At 27.6% G+C, this 17,405-nt stretch carries 16 protein-coding genes and 1 other annotated feature; of the genes, 15 read left to right on the top strand and 1 reads right to left on the bottom strand.

Annotated features, from left to right (window positions below):
* Positions 1–3: 3 nt before the first annotated feature.
* From cspC to asnS, 3 genes are all read left to right on the top strand, one after another.
* On the top strand, positions 4–1,677 hold the full coding sequence (gene cspC, locus CDIF1296T_RS11860; protein ID WP_003433821.1) for a bile acid germinant receptor pseudoprotease CspC: 1,674 nt from the start codon (positions 4–6) through the stop codon (positions 1,675–1,677).
* Between the two features lie 272 nt (positions 1,678–1,949).
* Positions 1,950–2,144: a CDIF630_02480 family spore surface protein gene (locus CDIF1296T_RS11855; protein WP_009890435.1), complete on the top strand. Its 195-nt coding sequence runs from the start codon at positions 1,950–1,952 to the stop codon at positions 2,142–2,144.
* A gap of 168 nt (positions 2,145–2,312) precedes the next feature.
* Positions 2,313–2,546, top strand: a binding site (T-box leader).
* A 76-nt stretch (positions 2,547–2,622) separates the two neighbouring features.
* The gene (gene asnS, locus CDIF1296T_RS11850; RefSeq protein ID WP_003430444.1) at positions 2,623–4,020 is read left to right on the top strand and encodes an asparagine--tRNA ligase; all 1,398 of its coding nucleotides are present in this window, start codon (positions 2,623–2,625) and stop codon (positions 4,018–4,020) included.
* Positions 4,021–4,192: 172 nt separating this feature from the next.
* On the opposite strand, the gene CDIF1296T_RS11845 is transcribed toward asnS, so the two are convergent.
* Positions 4,193–5,368, bottom strand: coding sequence for a GGDEF domain-containing protein (locus CDIF1296T_RS11845; RefSeq protein WP_009897417.1), 1,176 nt, complete (start codon positions 5,366–5,368; stop codon positions 4,193–4,195).
* Between the two features lie 418 nt (positions 5,369–5,786).
* On the opposite strand from CDIF1296T_RS11845, the gene CDIF1296T_RS11840 reads away from it, so the two are divergent.
* The 12 genes from CDIF1296T_RS11840 (at position 5,787) to asrB (ending at position 17,393) form a co-directional block, all read left to right on the top strand.
* Positions 5,787–7,151 carry a zinc ribbon domain-containing protein gene (locus CDIF1296T_RS11840; RefSeq protein ID WP_009897415.1) on the top strand — a complete coding sequence of 455 codons (1,365 nt, stop codon included), beginning with the start codon at positions 5,787–5,789 and terminating at the stop codon, positions 7,149–7,151.
* A gap of 21 nt (positions 7,152–7,172) precedes the next feature.
* The gene (locus CDIF1296T_RS11835; protein ID WP_009897413.1) at positions 7,173–7,664 is read left to right on the top strand and encodes a zinc ribbon domain-containing protein; all 492 of its coding nucleotides are present in this window, start codon (positions 7,173–7,175) and stop codon (positions 7,662–7,664) included.
* A gap of 272 nt (positions 7,665–7,936) precedes the next feature.
* Positions 7,937–8,608 (top strand): N-acetylmannosamine-6-phosphate 2-epimerase, encoded by a 672-nt coding sequence (locus CDIF1296T_RS11830; RefSeq protein ID WP_003433825.1) that lies wholly within the window; start codon positions 7,937–7,939, stop codon positions 8,606–8,608.
* Positions 8,609–8,677: 69 nt separating this feature from the next.
* Entirely contained in the window at positions 8,678–9,559 is an 882-nt protein-coding gene (locus tag CDIF1296T_RS11825) for an N-acetylneuraminate lyase (protein ID WP_009890428.1), read from the top strand.
* Positions 9,560–9,591: 32 nt separating this feature from the next.
* Positions 9,592–11,094 carry a sodium:solute symporter family protein gene (locus CDIF1296T_RS11820; RefSeq protein ID WP_009890425.1) on the top strand — a complete coding sequence of 501 codons (1,503 nt, stop codon included), beginning with the start codon at positions 9,592–9,594 and terminating at the stop codon, positions 11,092–11,094.
* Between the two features lie 129 nt (positions 11,095–11,223).
* A complete protein-coding gene (locus CDIF1296T_RS11815; protein WP_009890423.1) occupies positions 11,224–11,676 on the top strand; it encodes a NanQ anomerase/TabA/YiaL family protein in 453 nt (150 codons plus the stop codon).
* A 159-nt stretch (positions 11,677–11,835) separates the two neighbouring features.
* A complete protein-coding gene (locus CDIF1296T_RS11810; RefSeq protein WP_003433827.1) occupies positions 11,836–12,639 on the top strand; it encodes a sialate O-acetylesterase in 804 nt (267 codons plus the stop codon).
* A 57-nt stretch (positions 12,640–12,696) separates the two neighbouring features.
* Positions 12,697–13,584, top strand: a complete 888-nt coding sequence (locus CDIF1296T_RS11805) for an ROK family protein (protein WP_018112793.1) — start codon at positions 12,697–12,699, stop codon at positions 13,582–13,584.
* Positions 13,585–13,602: 18 nt separating this feature from the next.
* Positions 13,603–14,451: a MurR/RpiR family transcriptional regulator gene (locus tag CDIF1296T_RS11800; RefSeq protein WP_003423346.1), complete on the top strand. Its 849-nt coding sequence runs from the start codon at positions 13,603–13,605 to the stop codon at positions 14,449–14,451.
* Between the two features lie 62 nt (positions 14,452–14,513).
* Positions 14,514–15,203 carry a Crp/Fnr family transcriptional regulator gene (locus tag CDIF1296T_RS11795; RefSeq protein ID WP_018112794.1) on the top strand — a complete coding sequence of 230 codons (690 nt, stop codon included), beginning with the start codon at positions 14,514–14,516 and terminating at the stop codon, positions 15,201–15,203.
* A 390-nt stretch (positions 15,204–15,593) separates the two neighbouring features.
* Entirely contained in the window at positions 15,594–16,601 is a 1,008-nt protein-coding gene (gene asrA / locus CDIF1296T_RS11790; protein ID WP_009897405.1) for an anaerobic sulfite reductase subunit AsrA, read from the top strand.
* On the top strand, positions 16,602–17,393 hold the full coding sequence (gene asrB, locus CDIF1296T_RS11785; RefSeq protein WP_003433831.1) for an anaerobic sulfite reductase subunit AsrB: 792 nt from the start codon (positions 16,602–16,604) through the stop codon (positions 17,391–17,393).
* Positions 17,394–17,405: the final 12 nt, after the last annotated feature.

The following is a 17,405-nucleotide window of genomic DNA, read 5'->3' as shown; positions in this document are numbered from 1 at the left end:
TTTATGGAAAAATCTTATTGTATAATTTATCAAGGTGATATAGAATCTGCCCTACAAGAAAATGGAATAAATAGGTATATGGTTTTAAATAGTCAGCTTGCAGTAATATATGTACCTTTAGATTTTGATGAAACTATTTTAAATAATATAATACAAGTTGCTTGGTGGGAAGAATCTGAACCAATGAGCAGTCTAATTGAAATAACTAATAATGTAAATAATGGAGAAACCATTACAACAGCAGCTGAAACTGATTATATTTATGAAAATCCATATAATGATATAACAGGGAGAGGAATTTTATTAGCAGTTATAGATTCTGGGATAGATTATTTGCATCCTGATTTTATAAATGATGATGGAACTAGTAAAGTTTTATATTTATGGGACCAAGAAGCAAATACAAATCCACCTCCAGAAGGTTTTATTTTTGGAAGTGAATTTACAAGAAGTGAGTTAAATATAGCCATAAATAGAAATGATGGGAGTTTGAGTCAAGATAATATAGGTACTGGAACTTTAGTTTCTGGTATATTAGTTGGAAATGGAAGGATAAATTCTCAGTACAGAGGTATTACTACAGAATCAGACTTAATAGTAGTTAAATTAAAATCATATACAGATACTTATTATGCTGGAAGGATAAATTACAGTGTTTCAGATTTTTTAGCAGCTATAACGTATGTTACTAACATAGCAAGAACAGAAAATAAACCACTGATAATAAATTTGACTATTGGAGTTAAGTCAAGTGCTGTAGCAACTACTTCAATACTAGATACTTTTAATATATTGAGTAGTGCTGGTGTGGTAGTAGTGAGTGGTGCAGGAAATCAAGGGAATACAGATATTCATTATTCTGGCAGATTTAGCAGTGTGGGAGAAGTTCAAGATGTAATAATACAAGATGGAGATGACTATGCTCTTGATATAACACTAAATACGAATGGTCCAGATAAAGTGGGAGCACAGATAATATCTCCTTCAGGTGAAGTTAGTCATGATATAAGGTATTCTCCAGACTTTTATATATATAGAGGAAAATTTAACTTAGAAAATACTACTTATGCAATGAGATTTATTTATCCATATATTACCTCTGGAAAAGAAAATTTGGAGATAAGATTAAGAGATATAAAACCTGGAGTATGGATTTTAAGATTGACTTCAGAACTTATAATAAATGGAGAATATGACATATACTTGCCAAATAAAAATTTGATAGCTCCAGACACAAGGTTTTTAGACCCTGATTCAGTAGCTACTATAACTATGTATGCTGCTAGTGATGATGTAATTACAGTTGGTACATTTAACAATAAGACTGATAGTATGTGGATTGGTTCTTCGAAAGGACCAATTAGAGGAAGAGGAATTAAGCCAGATATAGTAGCTTCAGGTGTAGATATAATATCCACATATAAAAATGGAACATATAATACAGGAACAGGAACAGGAGTGAGCAGTTCTATAGTCACAGGTGTTTTAGCCTTATTGATGGAATACTTAGAAAAACAGGATAATGTACCGAGATTATCATTGTTTACACAAGTTTTAAAAACATATTTAATATTGGGTGCTACAAAACTTGAGATATATACATATCCAAATGTATCGCAGGGATATGGGATTTTAAATTTAAAAAATACGATTCAACAGATAGCAAATACTCTATAGATAAGAACCTATGTAAAATTATAATTGATTATTAGTTTAATTGTATCAAATACTTTAGATAGAGTAGAAAAATAGCATAAAAAATAAATATGAAAATTAAAAAATAGTTTTATATTTTGAATACACAAAGTAAATATTTTGTATATAAATAGGTATAAATTAAGTATTGAAAAGATATGATGTTAATTTAAAAATCATTATAATTTAGACTTATGAATTTTATTTGTAAAATTGCTAAAACTATTACAAAATAAATAATAGAGGTGATAGTTTTGGAAAGTAAAAAGGCAAGAGCATTAAAAGGTAAAGATAATAAAAGACTTAAAAGTTCACTTTTAGTTGGAAATGAGTCGACAGCAGCATGGGCTGATGTTGAAAAATTAAAACCTCATAGTAAAGTTTCAATACCTTCAATTAAGGGTGTCGAAGAAGCAAAAGACTGGGTTGACAATGGAAGTAAATTATAAAATTTTGGAAATTGAAGTAATAAAGAAGTAATGAAGATAAGTATTTATTATCATTATGTAAGGTAGAATTATTATATTTTAAATAACAATCAGTATCAATTATATAAATTTATTGACTAAAAATTTATAAATTGGTATAATTTTGTTAATTAGCAGAAATAATAAAAGATAAATACTGTGAAGAGAAGAGTAGATATAAAATGTAGTTCTAGCGAGTTGAGGATGGTGAAAGCTCAATACGAGGTTTATATTGAAGAACATCTTGGAGTTTCTAATCGAAAGCTTATTTAGTAAGTAGACTTAGACGGAAGGCACCGTTATAGGCTTTAAGCATTGCTTAACTAAGAGGTCATTATGACAACTAGGGTGGTACCGCGAGAGTAATAGTCTTTCGTCCCTTTATATAGGGATGAAGGGCTTTTTTTATTGAAATTATATTTAAAAGAAATTAATAACAATTATACTAGGAGGATTTAAAATGCAAAAGGAATTTATAACAGTAAAAGAATTGTACAGAGAAAAAGAACAGTACATAGGGAAGACTGTAAAAGTAGCTGGATGGATAAGAACATCTAGAGTATCTAAAAATTTTGGATTTATAGAGCTAAATGATGGAAGCTTCTTTAAAAATATGCAGATAGTATTTGATGAGAAAGTAGAAAATTTTAAAGAGGTAGGAAAATTAGCAATAAGCTCATCTATACTTGTAGAGGGAGAGTTAGTATCTACAGAAGGGGCTAAACAACCAGTCGAAATACATGCAAAAAGCATAGTTGTAGAAGGGGAATCAGATAGTTCGTATCCACTACAAAAGAAGAGACATACGCTTGAATATTTAAGAACGATAGCACATTTAAGACCAAGAAGTAATACTTTTTCAGCTGTATTTAGAGTAAGATCAATAGCTGCCTATGCAATACACAAATTCTTCCAAGAAAGAAACTTTGTATATGCACATTCTCCAATCATAACAGGTAGTGACTGTGAAGGTGCAGGAGAGATGTTTAGAATAACAACTATGGATTTAAATGATATTCCAAAAACTGAAGATGGCAAAATAGACTATACTCAAGATTTCTTTGGAAAAGAGGCTAATTTAACAGTTAGTGGTCAATTAAATGCCGAGATAATGGCACTTTCTTTTAGAAACGTTTATACTTTTGGACCTACATTTAGAGCTGAAAACTCTTATACAGGAAGACATGCTTCAGAATTTTGGATGATAGAGCCAGAAATAGTTTTTGCAGACCTTGAAGATAACATGGAACTTGCAGAAGATATGATAAAATATGTTATAAGCTATGTATTAGAAAATGCTCCTGAAGAAATGGAATTTTTTAATAGTTTTATAGATAAAGGATTGTTAGAAAGATTAAATAAGATAGTAAACTCTGAGTTTATTAGAATAACGTATACTAAAGCAGTGGAATTATTAATTGAATCTGGTCATGAATTTGAATATCCTGTTGAGTGGGGATGTGACCTTCAAACTGAGCATGAAAGATATATAACGGAGCAAATATATAATTGTCCAGTGTTTGTTACAGATTATCCAAAAGATATAAAAGCTTTCTATATGAGAATGAATGAAGATGGTAAAACTGTTAGAGCAATGGATTTACTAGTTCCTGGAGTTGGAGAAATCGTAGGAGGTTCTCAAAGAGAAGAAAGAGAAGATGTATTGTTAGATAGAATTAATGAAATGGGATTAAGAGAAGAAGATTATTGGTGGTATTTAGAACTTAGAAAGTTTGGTACTGCTACTCACTCTGGATTTGGTCTTGGATTTGAAAGAATAATTATGTATATGACAGGTATGTCTAACATAAGAGACGTTATACCTTTCCCAAGAACTCCTAAAAATGCTGAATTTTAATAATTATATATAATAAAACCTATATAACTTTAAGTATAAACACTAAAATGACTTGCATATTTATCTATTTTAGAGATATGCAAGTTATTTTTATTGTACTATAAATATATAATTTGATTACTTTTATTTTGCGATATAATACTTATAGGTTTATGTAATAGTATGTAACTTTTTAATAAAATGCAACACAATTACGTCCTTGTTCTTTTGCAGTATATAGAGCCTTATCACAATTACTTATAAACTCATTTAATGTTATTGTCTTTTCAATTTTCTTTGTATAAACTCCAATACTAACAGTTACACATTTTAAAGGAACATCATCACGCTCAAAATTGCAGCACTCTATAATTTTTCGTAAACATTCTGATTTAAGTTTAGCCTCTGCCTCATTACAGTTAAAAATACATATAAAAAATTCCTCACCACCATATCGTATAGCATGTTCATTTTCAGAACTTGTAAAATCTAAAATTACTTTGGCAATATTTTGTAGACAATAGTCTCCCTTTTGATGTCCATAATTATCATTAAATTGTTTAAAATAATCTATATCTATCATCATTCCAGTTATAGGTTCTTGATTTGCATGGCTGATTAATTTTTTTTGTAGAATATCTTCAAGGTACCTACGGTTGTTCATTTTAGTAAGGTCATCTGTCATAACTTTGTCGTTAAGTAAATTATTTATATGAGATATTTCTTCATATTGTTGACTAATTAAAAGTTTATCATAGTAAGTAAATACACGATTTCTATATAGCATTGTAGAAACAAAAATGGCAAGGGATGTTATAAAAAATGTGTTGACAATATTACTAAACTCATTGCCTGGTATAGTTTGAATCCCAGGTAAGAATAAATTAAGAAACAAAAAGCATCCTCCAAAAACTATTACTGATTCTCCAAATTTTAATACTGAGAAAGCTGCAGCTGCTAACATAATATAACTAAATACACTTAGGTCATTTCCACCTAACTGGTCAAGTAGAGTAATTACACAACCCCATAGGCAGAAAAAAGTCACATAAATTATCCATAAATTTATATAAAACGTACAGCAATCCTTTTTTTTATTCCAAAGGTAAGAAAATACAAACATAAAGACAGAAGATACACAAAATAGTGTTACATACATATAAAAATACCATTGGCGTCTTGGTGTGACAAAAGGGCCTCCTTCTCTAGCTGAGATTGATATCATCATAATTATTTGAGATATTACTATTATTATGCAAATGATTTTACCCGTATTATAAAGATAATTGCAGAGTTCTTTCTCAACATTGTCTTTGTGTTTTTTGTCTAGAGGAAATCCAAAAAATTTTTTTATTTTTTCTAAGTTCATATAAGCCTCCATTAAAAATAAAGCATAAAAATAAGTATTCCTTTCTATCATTAGATATTTGGAATACTTCGTTTATGATTTAATTATATCAAAATATATTGTGTGTAACAATCTAAAATTGTGATAGATAAAATTTATTAGATAATGTCGAGTAACTTTATTGATTAATACTTTATTATAATTAAGATTTACAGATAGTTTACTACTGAAAATAAAGAATAGAATAAATTTAAATTAAGCATAATAAAATATAAATAATAAAGTTCGCATTAACAAACTATTTAAATATCAAGACCTGTTAAAAAACAACAGCAATAAACAAATAAAATAGATAAATATATCCAATTAAGGTATAATTAAGTTTTATATGATATAGTTATATTTGATAATTTACAATAGTAAAACTTGGAGGGAAAAAATGGGTGAAAAGAAAATAAATAATATGAATTATTCACATAATAATTATTCCAAAAATACAGGTGAACCAACTAGAAAAATAAAAAATAGCCATATCACTCTTAAAAGTAAAGAAGAAAAAATTTGTTCTAGTTGCAATAAAGAAAATAATACTAAGGATAATTACTGTAAATTTTGTGGAAATGAACTTTATGAAATAGCATCATTAAGACCACTTGAAACAAAACTAGACTTGAAATCTAAAATAAAAGAGCTTTCATATCATGCAAATAAAAGAGGTGTATTTTTAACAACATTTACAACCATATTTATATTGTTTATTATTGCATTGATATTTAAAGCTATTATAACTATTCAATTTAATGATATTAGTTATTTAGTAAATCCAGCACATATAATCCTAGCTCTCAACTTGGGTCAAATTAGTGTATCTATGTCTACCATGATGGGTTCTGGGTTTATAAATGCCAATATAGGTTTGTTGATATTACTTATAATCCCTATTTTGGTATTATTAATATCAAACCTAATTTTTATGAGAAAAAGATGTAGAGATTCAAAAACTGTATTAGCAAATTCTCTAGGAGTTGGAATTTTTTATGGATTAGTTTTAGCTATTTTATCTATTTTTACTAATGTAAAAACTAGTTCACATAGTATGTTAGAATATGGATATGCATTAGAATATAGTTATGAATTTTTTAGTGTTCTTTTAAATGGATTCGTATTAGGGTTTATATGTACATACATAACTACTTATAAAAAAAGTTATGAAAAAGAAAATATGTATTTATCTCTTTTTTCAAATTCTATAAGAACATTCATATTAGGTTATGTTTTAGTATTAGTAATACTATTGGTACTAACTATATCTGATAGTAGTTACTTAAATGAACTAGATATGAGTAGTTATTCAAATGGATTAAATTTATTTACTATACTCCCACAAATAGCTAGTTATATGTGGGCTTTTGCAAATGGAATTTCAGTAACCATAATAAACTCAACAGTATCAATGTTTACTTTAAGTTCTTCATCTTTATTTGGAGATACTAAATTAATGTTTTATGCAATGGGAGCATTGTCTATGTTAATATTATTATTAAATGGATACAAGCTAAGATTTAAGTATAATACAGATAGTATAAGACCTATAATAGTATTTAGTATATATTATGCATTTTTGATGGGAATATTGGCTTTATTTAGTACATTTATACTAGATAGTAATATTAATTTCTTTAATACAACTAATTATGGAACAACTTTAATAATGCAATTTAAAGTCTTACAAGCTATTGTGATTTCATTTGTATATAGTTTTGTGATATCTTTAATAGGATATAAGCTAAATTTAGCTGATTAAATATGATTGGAGGGAATTTCTGTGGAAGGAAATACTAATAATAAAGTAGATGATAAATTTTCTAAGGTTAAGAAAAAGTTTGGTAGTGGAAAATTTAAAGTTGAATTATATAAAGAAAAATCAAAATTAAATAGAGAGATTGATGATATTCAAGAAGAGAAAGCAAAGATATTCTTGGAAATGGGAATACTGACATATCAAAAAATTAGAGAAGATTCTATTAATGATAATAGTTTTGATAAATTCTGTGATGAGTTACTAGAACTTGATAAGTTAATTTATGAAAAAAATATGGAAATTAATGAAATGGAAATGGCAGAAAGTAATGTAACTTGTGAGTGTGGTTATGTTGGAAATGTAAATGATAAATATTGTGCTGAATGTGGTAAAAAATTTGAATTGGAAAATGAATGTGATGATTTTATAATTTGTGGTTATTGTGAAAGTGAGATAGATACAGAGGCTGAATTTTGTCCATGCTGTGGAAGAAAAATTATAATAGATTTAGAATAATATTGGGAAACCTATGTATAGTATACATGGGTTTTTTTATTGAAATTATTTAAATGGACTTATAACAGTAGTTATATAAAATGAAAATAAACACCAAAAAAATGAAATAAAATTTCTTTTAAATGTAAAAAACAAGCTAATATATAAAATAAATCAGTAAAAATATAGATGCAAGAAAAAAATATGAAAAAATATTGCAAAGAAAAAGTTTTCATGTTATTATTAATACATAAATCAAGAAAATAAATTTCAGAAACGAGGTAATTTAAAAAATGCTAGATAAGGTAAAGGGAAGATTAATAGTATCATGCCAAGCTTTAGAAGATGAACCTCTTCATAGTCCTTTTATAATGGGGAGAATGGCTAAGGCTGCTATGGAAGGTGGAGCTGTTGGAATTAGAGCTCAAGGAGTTGAAGATATTATTGAAATAAAAAAAGTTACTGGACTTCCTGTTATAGGTATTATAAAGAGAAACTATGAAGATTCAGATATATATATAACGCCAACTAAAAAAGAAGTTGATGAACTTTTAACAACAGGGTGTGAAATGATAGCATTAGATGCTACCAATAGAGTTAGACCAAATAATGAAGACTTAAAAGAACTTATAAAGTATATAAAAGAAAACGGTGTTCTAGTAATGGCAGATATTTCAAATTATGATGAGGCTATCAAAGCACAAGAGTACGGTGTAGATTGCGTTTCAACTACACTATCTGGATATACTCCATATACTAAAACATTAGAAGGTCCAGATTTTGTATTAATGGAAAGATTAGTTAAAGATTTAGAAATACCTGTAATAGCTGAAGGAAAGGTAAATACTCCTCAAGATTTAAAAAAGGTCTTTGAGTTGGGTGTTCATTCATCAGTAGTAGGTTCAGCAATAACAAGACCACAATTAATAACAGAAAAATTTGTTAAAGCAATTGAAATTAATTAAAAATTAATTTATAAATTAAAAAATTATTATATTTAACTATATTTGAAAATTAAAATTGGAGGTAAAGATATGAGAACAACAGATATGAAGGGAATTTATTCAGCATTATTAGTTTCATTTGATAAGGAAGGAAATATAAATGAAAAAGGGTTAAGACAAATAATTAGACACAATATAGATGTTTGTAAAGTAGATGGTCTTTATGTAGGAGGAAGTACAGGGGAAAACTTCATGCTTTCAACTGATGAAAAGAAAAGAATATTTGAAATAGCTAAAGATGAAGTGAAAGAAGAAATAAAATTAATAGCTCAAGTTGGTTCAGTTAATTTAAAAGAAGCTGTAGAACTTGCTAAATTTACAACTGATTTAGGATATGATGCAATAAGTGCTGTTACACCTTTTTACTATAAATTTGATTTTGAAGAAATAAAACACTATTATAATACAATAATAAATTCTGTAGATAATAGATTAATAATATACTCTATACCATTTTTAACTGGTGTTGATATGAGTTTAGACCAGTTTGGAGAATTATTTGAAAATGAAAAAATAATAGGTGTTAAGTTTACAGCAGCAGATTTCTACTTATTAGAGAGAATGAGAAAAACATTCCCAAATAAATTAATATTTGCAGGATTTGATGAAATGATGTTACCAGCTACAGTTTTAGGTGTAGATGGGGCAATTGGTTCTACATTCAATGTAAACGGTGTCAGAGCTAGACAAATATTCGAATTAACTAAGAATGAAAAAATATCAGAAGCACTTGAAGTACAACATGTGACTAATGATTTAATAACAGATATATTAGGAAATGGCTTATATCAAACAATTAAATTACTACTTGAAGAACAAGGTGTTGAGGCTGGATACTGTAGACAACCTATGAAAGAAGCAACTGATGAAATGAAATCAAGAGCAAAAGAAATATACAGAAAGTATTTTTAATAAAATACTTTTAGTATGGGAGGATTAGTCAAATGGTAGGATTTACTTGGATAGATTTTGCAATACTAGTGGTTTACTTATTGGCAGTTTTATTTGCAGGATTGTTATTTTCAAAAAAGGAAATGAAGGGAAAAGAGTTCTTCAAAGGTGATGGAACTATTCCGTGGTGGGTTACATCAGTATCAATATTTGCCACATTATTAAGTCCAATATCATTTTTATCATTAGCAGGAAATTCTTATGGTGGTACTTGGATTTTGTGGTTTGCACAATTAGGTATGTTTATAGCAATACCTTTGACAATAAAATTTTTCTTACCTCTATATAGTAGGTTAGAAATAGATACAGCATATGAATACTTAGAAATGAGATACGAAAGTAAAGGTCTTAGAGTACTTGGAGCTTTGATGTTTATAATATATCAAATAGGACGTATGTCTATCATAATGTATCTTCCATCAGTGGTTCTAGCTGGTCTTACAGGAATACCTGTAAATGTATTGATAGTAGTTATGGGTGTAATAGCAATAATTTATTCATATACAGGTGGATTAAAGGCTGTCTTGTGGACCGATTTTATACAAGGTATGGTATTAATAGTAGGTGTTACAGGGACATTGTTCTATTTAATAGCAAGTATAAATGGTGGTTTTGGAACAGTAATGGATACTCTTACAACTGGACACAAGTTCTTAGCAAGTAATGAAGTTATGTTTGATAAAAATATACTATCTACAAGTGCATTTATAATATTTATTGGAGCTGGTCTTAATACTTTTTCATCATATGTATCGAGTCAAGATATAGTTCAAAGGTTTACTACAACAACTGATATAAAGCAACTTAATAAAATGACATATGGAAATGGTGTTTTATCAATGGGACTTGCAACAGTATTTTATCTAATTGGAACTTGTTTATTTATATACTATACTCAAAACCCAGATTTAGCTCAAACAGTTCAACAAGACCAAGTATTTGCATCATATATAGCTTATGAATTACCAGTGGGTATAACAGGAATACTACTTGCAGCGATATATGCAGCTTCTCAATCAACTTTATCGACAGGGCTTAATTCAGTTGCTACAAGTTGGACTTTAGATATACAAACTATCATAACAAAAGATATAAGTATGGAAAAGCAAACTAAGATAGCACAATATATATCATTAGGTGTAGGTATACTTTCTATAGCTGTTGCAATAGTATTAGCAAATGGAGAAATAAAGTCAGCATATGAATGGTTTAATAGTTTTATGGGGCTAGTACTAGGTGTTTTAGCAGGAATATTTGTACTTGGTGCATTTTGTAAAAAAGCGACTAAAATGGGAGCATATGTTGGATTCATAGTATCAGCAATTTTAGTTGTTTATTTAAAATACCGTATGCCAGAAGTAACTTCTTGGGCATATTCTCTAATAACAATCACGACTTCTGTAGTGGTAGGTACAATAGTTAGTGCAATAGAAGCTAAAGTTAAAGCAAAAGTATCTTTACCAAAAGCTGAGACTACTGTTTATTATGAAAAATAATATTTAAATGATAAATTGTCTTATAGAGTGATTAGATAAATAATTTAGTTACTCTATAAGATTGTATAATATACTTTGTATATAAAAGTATAAAAATAGACTTTATAATTATATAGGGAGATAGTGCTTATGATATTTGGAAATATAAATCATAGTAAGACATATTCAACATTGCATGAAGATTTACTTAGATGTTTTGAATATGCTAAAGATAATTCATTAATAGATTATGAAAAAGGTACTTATACAATAGATGGTGATGATATTTTTGTGAATATTGTAGAGTATAAAACTTGTGAAAAAGAAGATAGATTCTGGGAAGCTCATAAGAAGTATATAGATGTTCATTTGATGCTTGATGGATGTGAACGAATAGATATAAATTTTATAGAAAATTTAGAACAAAAAATATATGAAGAAAAGGGCGATTTCTTGCCTCTTGATGGTAAAAATAATGGATACATGGAACTTAGAAAAGGTGATTTTTTAGTTTGTTATCCGGAAGATGCTCATATGACAGGAATAAAAGTTTTAGAAAAAGAAAATATCAAAAAAGCTATTTTTAAGGTTTTGGTTAGATAATGATAATTTATATAACCACTAGGGCTGAAAATAGTGATTTAACTTTCAGCGATTAGTGAGACTTCGTAAATTTTAGTTAGATTACTATTTTCAGCCTTAGTTTTTTATGAGAAAATTGAAAATAATTAAAAGCTTAAAATTTTGTAAAGGAGTTAACTTATGGAAAATATAGATGTATTCTTATTAATAGGACAAAGCAATGCTAGAGGATTGGGAAATCCAAAAGAGAGCATCATTCCAAATGAAAATTGTTTTGAATATTTGAGTACTGATGAAATTATAAATATGAGATGTGAGCTAGAGACTTCAGAAGGTGATGGTACTATAGCACCTGCATTTTCAAATGAATGGAATAAGCTTACTGGAAATAAAGTTTGTTTTATTCACAATGCAAAAGATGGTTCAAGAATAAAAAACTGGAATCATGATAATAACTGGTTTCTAAATGACACTATAGAAAAATTTAATACAGGCTGTACTACCTTAAGTAAACATTATAATATAGAAAATAAATACGTTATTTGGATTCAAGGTGAAAGTGATGCAAAATATGGTAGTGATGTATTGTACTATAAAGAAAGTCTAAAAAAAATTGCGTATAGGCTTAAAGAAGAATGTATGATTGATAAAATGTTTGTAAGTTTAACTGGTTATTGGCTTGGAGAAGATGAATATTTTATTAGAACAAGACGAATTGCAGCAGCACAGGAGTCGGCTTGTAGTGAATGTGATATATTATGTGTAGGAAGCAAAATTGCTATGCAGTTTCATGACAGAGGATTAACTATTGATGATGTTCATTACACTCAAGAAGGTCTTAATATGTTAGGAGAGGACTTATGTAAAAATATTTATAAGTATCATATAACCAAAGAAAAAAGTGTATTAAGTGATACTATAGACTTATCAGAAGCAAGGAAATATATCTGTGAATTGGAAAAGATAAGTAAAAGATTTGTGTAATATAAAATTTTAAATAGAGTTGTTAATTTATAAAAATAATTTGTATGGAGATATGTTATGAAAAATTACGTTTGTATAGATGTTGGGGGTACTTCAATAAAATATGGTTTTATTAGAGAAGATGGATTTATAATTGATAAATCAAGTCTTGATACTGAAGCAAAGGAAAAAGGTGGAGAAGGAATATTAGCCAAAATAAAAGATATAGTAAAAAAATATATAGAGGAAAATGAAATAAGTGGTATATGTATATCAACTGCAGGTATGGTTGACCCAGTTGAAGGTAAAATACTATTTGCATTAGAAGAATTAATTCCAAACTATAAGGGCATGCAATTAAAAAAAGAAGTAGAAAAAGAGTTTAATATAAAATGTGAAGTTGAAAATGATGTTAATTGTGCTGGACTTGGTGAAATGTGGCTTGGAGCAGGTAGAGGTGCAACATCTTCTATATGTTTAACAATAGGTACTGGAATTGGTGGATGTATTATAATAAATAATAAACTGATAAATGGGTTTAGTAATAGTGCTGGTGAAGTAGGATATATGAATGTAAATGGAAGTTCTTTTCAAGAATTGGCATCTACTAGCAGTCTAATTAAAAAAGTAGCAAAAATAAAAAATTTGAATGAAAATGACTTAAATGGAAAAATAATTTTTGATTTAGCAAAGAATAATGATGAAGATTGTTTAAAAGAACTCGATAATATGATAAAATCATTAGCAGTTGGAATCGCAAATATATGTTATGTAATAAATCCAGAAGTGGTAATTTTAGGTGGTGGGATTATGGCACAAGAAAAGTTCCTAAAACAAAAAATAGACAAAGCATTAAAGGAGGTTCTTATAGAGAGAGTTTACAAAAACACTAATATAGAATTTGCAAAGAGACAAAATGATGCAGGAATGCTTGGAGCATTATATAATTTTTTAAACAAAATATAAAGAATAGAAGGGTTTTTAATGAGTATTTTAGAACAATTGGAATCACCAACTTTTAAAGTCACAAAATCAGATAAATTATTAATAGCTTATATAAAAGAAAATATAGATGATGTATTTTATAAACCAATATCACAAATAGCTAAAGAGAGCAATATTGGTGAAGCAACTATAACTAGGTTTGTAAAAAAAATGAATTTTAATGGATTACAGGATTTTAAAGTTACTTTAGCACAAGAAATATCAACTATCAATAAAAAAAATATTATAAATAAAAATATACAAAATGATGAGCCAGCTTTGGATACAGCAAAAAAACTTTTAAGTTCAAATGTAACCACTTTAGAGAACACAGTAGAGATAATCAATAGTAAGGATGTACATGACTGCGCAAGGCTTATAATAAATGCAAAGAAAGTTTACTTCATAGGTATTGGATATTCTGGTATAATAGCACAGGATTCAAACTATAAATTTATGAGAATAGGTCTTAATTGTGTAAGTTTTGACAGTAGTCATACAATGATAATGATGTCTTCCATAATGGAAGAAGGAGATTTAATAATTGCAATTTCACATTCTGGTGAAACAGAAGAGATTATAAAAACTGTAAAGCTTGCAAGAGCCAATAATGCTAAAATTATATCAATTACTGAAAATAAAAATTCTGAATTAAAGGATATTTCAGATGTACACTTATCTTATGTATCGGGAGAAACAGTACTGGAAACCGGTTCAATATCTTCTAAATTAGCACAATTTTTCATTATTGATTTAGTATATACACAGGTAGTAAAAGAACTTTCTAATGAAGCTATTGAAAGGAAAATTAAAACTACAAATGCTATAAAATTGTTTAAAAATGAATAAAATAAGAAATTTGTAATGTTTTATAGAGCTCTCTTAAAAATTTAGGAATGGAGAGATATTACATGTCTAAATTAAAAGATTATAATATTGATAAAGTAATAATTTTTAATAATTTAAGTACTAAAACGAAGAATCAACTTAAAGAAAAAGTTAAACTAAAAAGATTACAAAAAAAAGAAATTTTATTTTATGAAAAAGATAGCTTAGACAGTGTTTATATACTTTTAGAAGGAAAGGTATCTATTTTTAAGATAAGTGAAAATGGAGAGAGAAAAGTAATTTTCATATTAAATAGTGGGGAAGTCATAAATGATATTACACTTGACGCTTCTAAAAACTCTACTGTTGGCTGTGAAGCATTTGAAAATTCAATTGTAGCTTATTATAGTATTGAAGAATTTTTAGAACTTATGCAAAATGATTTTCAACTTACAAAGGATATTATTTCTTATATGGAAAGAAGAATAAGACGTTTATATAGACAGTTGAAAAATTCTATATCCATAAAAGTAGATAAAAAACTTGCAGCAAAATTATATAGGTTAAGTAGAGAATTTGGAGTTTGCTGTGGAGAATGGACTTTACTAAATGTAAATATTACAGTTACATATTTAGCTGATATGCTTGGCTGTAAAAGGGAGACTGTTTCCAGAATGATAAAGGTATTGCAAAAAGAAGAACTTATTAAAATTGACAATAAAGGTTTTTATGTTAAAGAAATTGAATTATCAAGGTATTTTAAAAATAATTAATTATGATTAAGTAAGAGTATTATTAGAATTTTAATTAAATAAAAATATTATTAAGAGAATCTATTTATAGATTCTTTTTTATTGTCTAATTTATTAATTTTTATTTTACCCTATTGAATTGTATAAAAAAACAAATAAGATTCTTTTTTATTCAAAAAATTGAGTAGATAGTAGTTTTATTGTACTTAATGATTGTATTTAAGTGATTAGATTTGAAATTGAATAATGTAGATAATAAAAAAATATTAACAGAACTTAATAAACTCCATTAATATTTTTTTTATTATTTTTGAAACTGTGATAATTATCACGGAAGCATAGAAAATAAAGTGTTAAGATTTAAACAAGATAGCAAGTAAGTAAAACTAAAATATAAGAAAGGTGATAAAAATGAAACTAAAATTAGATTCATCTAAGTTCAATGAAGGTCTGAATTATCTAAAAAAAGACTACAAGATATTTGCACCAGTTTTAATCCCATTTAAAGGTACTTTTTCAGATACTGATGTTATAAGATACAAGGAGGTAAACGCTTTTGAAGAAATGGAATTTGCTAAGAAAGCAAACTTTTCACCAAAAGAAGTTGTACTTCCCATAAATCAAGTATTGTTTTATTTTACTGAAAAAGAGTTTAAGGAAAGCGATTTAGACAACAAGAAAATTTTAATTTTCTTAAGAGCTTGTGACATAAATGGTATAAAAAGACTTGATGAAATATATCTAAATAATGGTGAAGAAAAAGATTATTTTTATAAAAATATCAGAGATAAAGTAAAGTTTGCACTTGTAGGGTGTAAGGAAAGTTTTAGAAACTGTTTTTGTGTGAGCATGGATTCTAACAAAACTGATAATTATTCAATTGGATTAAATATAGAAGGAGATACACTGTACTTAGATTTAAAGGATAGTGAATTTGAAGTATTTAATGGAGAAGCAACTGAATTTAATGTTGATTATGTAACTGATAATTTAATATCTGTAGATGTGCCAGAGAATATTGATTCAAATGAAATGATAGGAAATTCAATATGGGATGAATATGATACAAGATGTATAGGATGTGGTAGATGTAATTTTGTATGTCCAACATGTTCATGTTTTACAATGCAGGATATTTTCTATAAGGAAAACGAAAATGTAGGTGAGAGAAGAAGGGTTTGGGCTTCTTGTCAAGTAGATGGATATACAGATATAGCAGGTGGAAATTCTTTTAGAAAAAAACAAGGCGAAAGAATGAGATTTAAAACTATGCATAAAATACATGATTTTAAAAAAAGATTCGGATATCATATGTGTGTTGGCTGTGGAAGATGTGATGATGCCTGTCCGCAATACATATCATTTTCAAAGTGTATAGAAAAAATAAATGATTTAGTAATTAGTAAGGAGGAAGTATAAATGAACCCATATATACCAGTAAGTGCAAAAATACTAGATATAGTTAAACATACTGATAAAGAATGGACTTTTAGAGTAAACTGCAATACAAAAGGTGTATTGCCTGGAAAGTTTTATGAGATATCTATACCTAAATACGGTGAAAGTCCAATATCAGTATCAGGATATGGAGAGGATTATATTGACTTTACAATAAGAAATGTAGGAAAAGTAACTAGCGAGTTGTTTAATTATAAAGAAGGAGATTCTTTTTTTATAAGAGGTCCTTATGGAAATGGATTTGATGTATCCCTTTATGAAGGAAGAGAAATTGTAGTAGTGGCAGGAGGAAGTGCATTAGCCCCTGTAAGAGGAATAGTTGAATATTTTTATAATAATAAAGAAAAATGCGAAAAGTTTAAATTAATAGTAGGATTTAAATCACCAAAAGATATTTTATTTGCAGATGATTTAAAGAGATGGAGTAAAAAACTTGATATTTTAGTTACTGTAGATGGAGCAGAGGAAGGATATAGTGGTAATGTAGGATTAGTAACAAAATACATACCAGAATTGGATATGAAAGATATAAACAATACTTCTATAGTTGTAGTTGGACCTCCAATGATGATGAAATTTACAGTAGAAGAATTTTTAAAAAGAGATTTAGATGAAAAGAACATTTGGGTTTCTTATGAAAGAAAAATGTGTTGTGGAATAGGTAAATGTGGACATTGTAAAATGGATGATACTTACATATGTTTAGATGGACCAGTATTTGATTATTCATATGCTAAAAATCTTATTGATTAGGGGGTGAAGTTT

It is taken from the genome of Clostridioides difficile ATCC 9689 = DSM 1296, assembly GCF_001077535.1.
Taxonomy (GTDB): domain Bacteria; phylum Bacillota; class Clostridia; order Peptostreptococcales; family Peptostreptococcaceae; genus Clostridioides; species Clostridioides difficile.
This window is presented reverse-complemented; position numbering and strand designations above follow the sequence as displayed.